Raw genomic sequence first — 444 nt, forward strand, 5'->3', positions numbered from 1 at the left:
GAGGGGCTACCATTGGTTCCGCACCATTGATATATTTCTTTTTCTTTCGACGCACTTTTGAAAGAATATGATTTTGTCTCATGATTCGTAATACTTTTTTATGATTGACACACAGTCCCATTTTTCGAAGAGTAGCGGTCACTCTTCGATATCCATACCGGAATTTATGCCTAAGACAGACGTCCTTTACTTTTTCTTCTATATCATCTTTCAGATCTTCCGTTCGTTGTAACCAACGATAAAATGTAGAACGGGGTAATTCTAATACGTTACACAAGTCTTTTACCGTTATTTTTGTTTGTACATTTCTCCATAAAGTAACTACAGTTTCTGGTTTCAGCCCCTTTCGATTTCCAGATACTTTCCCCATACAAGTAATTTTGTTTTTAGATGTTTATTTTCTAAACGTAGCTGTTCTAATTCACTGAGCTCTTTTGGTCCTTT

General features: G+C 35.8%; 1 pseudogene. It reads right to left on the minus strand.

Annotated elements, in window-relative coordinates:
* Positions 1 to 444, minus strand: a pseudogene (locus MR167_RS31805) (IS3 family transposase); the annotation flags it as partial.

It is taken from the genome of Bacillus cereus group sp. BfR-BA-01355, assembly GCF_022663675.1.
GTDB classification, from domain to species: Bacteria; Bacillota; Bacilli; order Bacillales; family Bacillaceae_G; genus Bacillus_A; species Bacillus_A thuringiensis_S.